This window comes from Henriciella sp., from assembly GCF_049649345.1.
GTDB lineage: Bacteria > Pseudomonadota > Alphaproteobacteria > Caulobacterales > Hyphomonadaceae > Henriciella.
Genome location: NZ_JBARZC010000622.1, coordinates 1 through 2,968, shown reverse-complemented (window position 1 = coordinate 2,968; position 2,968 = coordinate 1). Strand labels below are relative to the sequence as shown.

Sequence of the window (2,968 nt, the reverse complement as noted above, 5' to 3'; positions counted from 1 at the left end):
ATATCGGCCTGATGAAAGCGGTCGATAAGTTCGAATACCGCCGCGGTTACAAATTCTCGACCTATGCGACCTGGTGGATCCGCCAGGCGATTACGCGCTCGATTGCTGATCAGGCCCGCACGATCCGTAGTCCGGTGCACATGATCGAAACGATCAACAAGATCGTCCGTAGCCAGCGCCAGATGCTGCACGAGATCGGCCGTGAGCCGACGCCGGAAGAACTGGCTGAAAAGCTCGGTCTGCCGCTGGAGAAGATCCGCAAGGTCCTGAAGATCGCGAAAGAGCCGATTTCGCTGGAAACCCCGATTGGCGACGACGAGGATTCAAACCTCGGCGACTTCATCGAGGACAAGATGGCGCTTCTGCCGGTCGATGCGGCGATCCAGAGCAATCTGCGCGAAACCACGACCCGCGTGCTCGCCTCGCTCACCCCGCGTGAAGAACGCGTGCTGCGCATGCGCTTCGGCATCGGCATGAACACTGACCACACGCTGGAAGAAGTCGGCCAGCAATTCTCGGTGACGCGCGAACGCATCCGTCAAATCGAAGCAAAGGCGCTCCGCAAGCTGAAACACCCAAGCCGGAGCCGGAAGCTCCGGAGCTTCCTGGATACGTAGGCCTTCATGAGGGTTGTTCAGCCGCAGGGGACACGCGGCAGCCTCAAATGGTTGCAGATCGCGATTGAACGGGGCGGGGCTATGCTCTGCCCCGACGCGTTTCCAAGTATCAGATGGGTCTCTCCGCTAAAAGGAGACGACTATGCAGAATACCGCGATGCCGCATTCCTGGATGTAATCGGGCAGGGGCATTTGAAGGAAGCACTTGGCAGTTTCTGGCCCAAACGGGGTCCGCAGTGGGATGCGCTAGGCTTGGCAGGGGACCGGGCGGTGCTGGTCGAAGCGAAGGCCCACCTAGATGAGTTCTTTTCTCCTCCGACCCAGGCCTCGGAAAAGTCTCTTTCCATGATCGGCACAGCGCTGAGCGGCACGGCCGCACGACTACAAGCCCGAACCGGAACTGACTGGACAAAAGTATTTTTTCAATATGCCAACCGGATCGCCCATCTCGATTTTCTCCGGCAGCATCGTGTAGATGCGCATTTGCTTTTCGTCAGCTTCATTGGCGATGAAGACATGGGAGGTCCAACCTCGCGAGACGAATGGCGGGCTGCTTTCCGAACCGCCGACTACGCGCTTGGCTTGCGTAGACGGCATGCGCTAAGCCCTTACATTCACCACGTTTGGCCGGACGTGTCGAAGCTGGCCTGAATGCTTAGATTTCGCATTTGATTAGCGCTGCAACCCAAAGGGGCTAGCAACCATGGAGGAACATCGCTCTAGGCGATAGGTTCATCTTTGACCGAAGGCCAATTCCGGACAAGGAGCCTCATATGAAACTCGAAGGATCCTGCCATTGCGGCGCGGTGACATTCAGCGTCGAGGCGCCGCATCCCTATCCCTACATGCTCTGCTATTGTTCGATCTGCCGCAAATCGGCCGGCGCGGGCGGCTATGCGATCAATCTGGGGGCACTGTCGGACACTTTGAGTGTGCAAGGCAAGGACGCCGTGAAGACATTTCACGCGATCCTCCATGATGAAGGCGACAAGACAAGTCCGGGTGAGCGGGCATTCTGCGGCGCGTGCGGCACGGCGCTCTGGGCCTATGACGAGCGCTGGCCGGACCTCATCCATCCGCATGCCTCTGCCATCGACACCGAGCTGCCGACACCGCCTGAACGCACGCACATTATGCTGGCAAGCAAGGCGGCCTGGGTCGAACCGGATATCCGACCGGAAGACAAGGCGTTTGACGAATATCCCGATGAAAGCATCGCCGACTGGCACAAGAGGCTCGGCCTGGACCCGTCGTAACGGCGCTCGGTTTCCTGGCGATTGTTGTTACGCCGCTCTGAAGCTCGGCACTCTGAAGCCTGATGCCGTTTTCAGGCATTTGCGTTTCAGCCGCCGGACATATTTCTCCTGCGGGTTCCGCCACCCATGGAAATTGAGCGGAGGCTGAAGCGTGGAAACGAGCATCCACCGCGCGACGGACGCTCCCTCTTCATGCGGGACAAAGGCGACATCTATCGAAGCGTTCATCCACGCGCTTAATCGGTCTTCGCTGTCGACATCGAACGTGAAGGCGGGCGGCTGGGGAAGAATTCGGCGTTTGCGCGCGAGCGGCGCTGCCAGAAGATCCAGTTCTTCGTGGAGAAGGGCGCCGAGACATCGGCGGAGCATGGATGGCCTGGTATGAATGTTAGATTGGCTAAAATGGTCACTAGGAGAGCGCCCGTTCTCGGCGTCTCCAATGTAGAGGAGACGACCGTCTCCAATAGCCAGACCCGGTATATTGCATCCCGGTTTCAGAAAGAGGGCGTAAAAGCCTTGCGACCTCTGATGTCTGCTGTCCCACGGCTTTTTGGCGCTTGAAAGCAAGCGTTTAATCTCCGACGCGTCCATTGTATTCTCCCCGTTCACCCAACGAAGTCTCGTTTTAATATTTTATACTTTGAGTATAGATCAGAAGTGTTGATCAAATATTGAGTTGAAGTCTGAATGCGCCTTTGCAATCGGGATTTCTCTGGCCCGATATGGCGTGTTCTGTAAGACCTGTTGCAGCGATGGGGCTGTCGATTTTAAGGCGCAATTTACGGGTCGCGAAAGGCTGATCATCGCTGTAGGCTTGTGACAAGTCATCTGAAGCGCAAGAGATATGACCCATCCCATTGGTATCGGCATTGGCGGCTGGAATTATGAGCCTTGGGAAGAGACCTTCTATCCAGATGATCTCGCCAAGAAGCGCCAGCTCGAATATGCCTCGCGGCAGCTGACCGCCATCGAGATCAATTCCACCTTCTATCGCAACCAGAAGCCGCACGTCTTCGAGAGATGGGCGAGCGAAACGCCGGACGGGTTCAAATTCACCGCCAAGGCGCAGCGCTTCACGACCTCGCGCAAGACCCC

Annotated in this window: 5 protein-coding genes; 4 read left to right on the top strand and 1 reads right to left on the bottom strand. The window is 57.2% G+C overall.

All coding sequences use genetic code 11. The features are described from left to right. From WA989_RS17260 to WA989_RS17250, 3 genes are all read left to right on the top strand, one after another. A partial coding sequence (locus tag WA989_RS17260) for a sigma-70 family RNA polymerase sigma factor (RefSeq protein ID WP_424341717.1) occupies positions 1-617 on the top strand: 617 nt, incomplete at its 5' end. 6 nt (positions 618-623) lie between these two features. After that, positions 624-1,268, top strand: a complete 645-nt coding sequence (locus tag WA989_RS17255) for a hypothetical protein (protein ID WP_424341716.1) — start codon at positions 624-626, stop codon at positions 1,266-1,268. A gap of 122 nt (positions 1,269-1,390) precedes the next feature. Beyond that, entirely contained in the window at positions 1,391-1,873 is a 483-nt protein-coding gene (locus tag WA989_RS17250; RefSeq protein WP_424341715.1) for a GFA family protein, read from the top strand. 27 nt (positions 1,874-1,900) lie between these two features. On the opposite strand, the gene WA989_RS17245 is transcribed toward WA989_RS17250, so the two are convergent. Beyond that, positions 1,901-2,464, bottom strand: coding sequence for a GIY-YIG nuclease family protein (locus WA989_RS17245; protein ID WP_424341714.1), 564 nt, complete (start codon positions 2,462-2,464; stop codon positions 1,901-1,903). A 253-nt stretch (positions 2,465-2,717) separates the two neighbouring features. On the opposite strand from WA989_RS17245, the gene WA989_RS17240 reads away from it, so the two are divergent. Beyond that, positions 2,718-2,968: DUF72 domain-containing protein (locus WA989_RS17240; RefSeq protein ID WP_424341713.1), on the top strand; the 251-nt coding region annotated here is incomplete at its 3' end.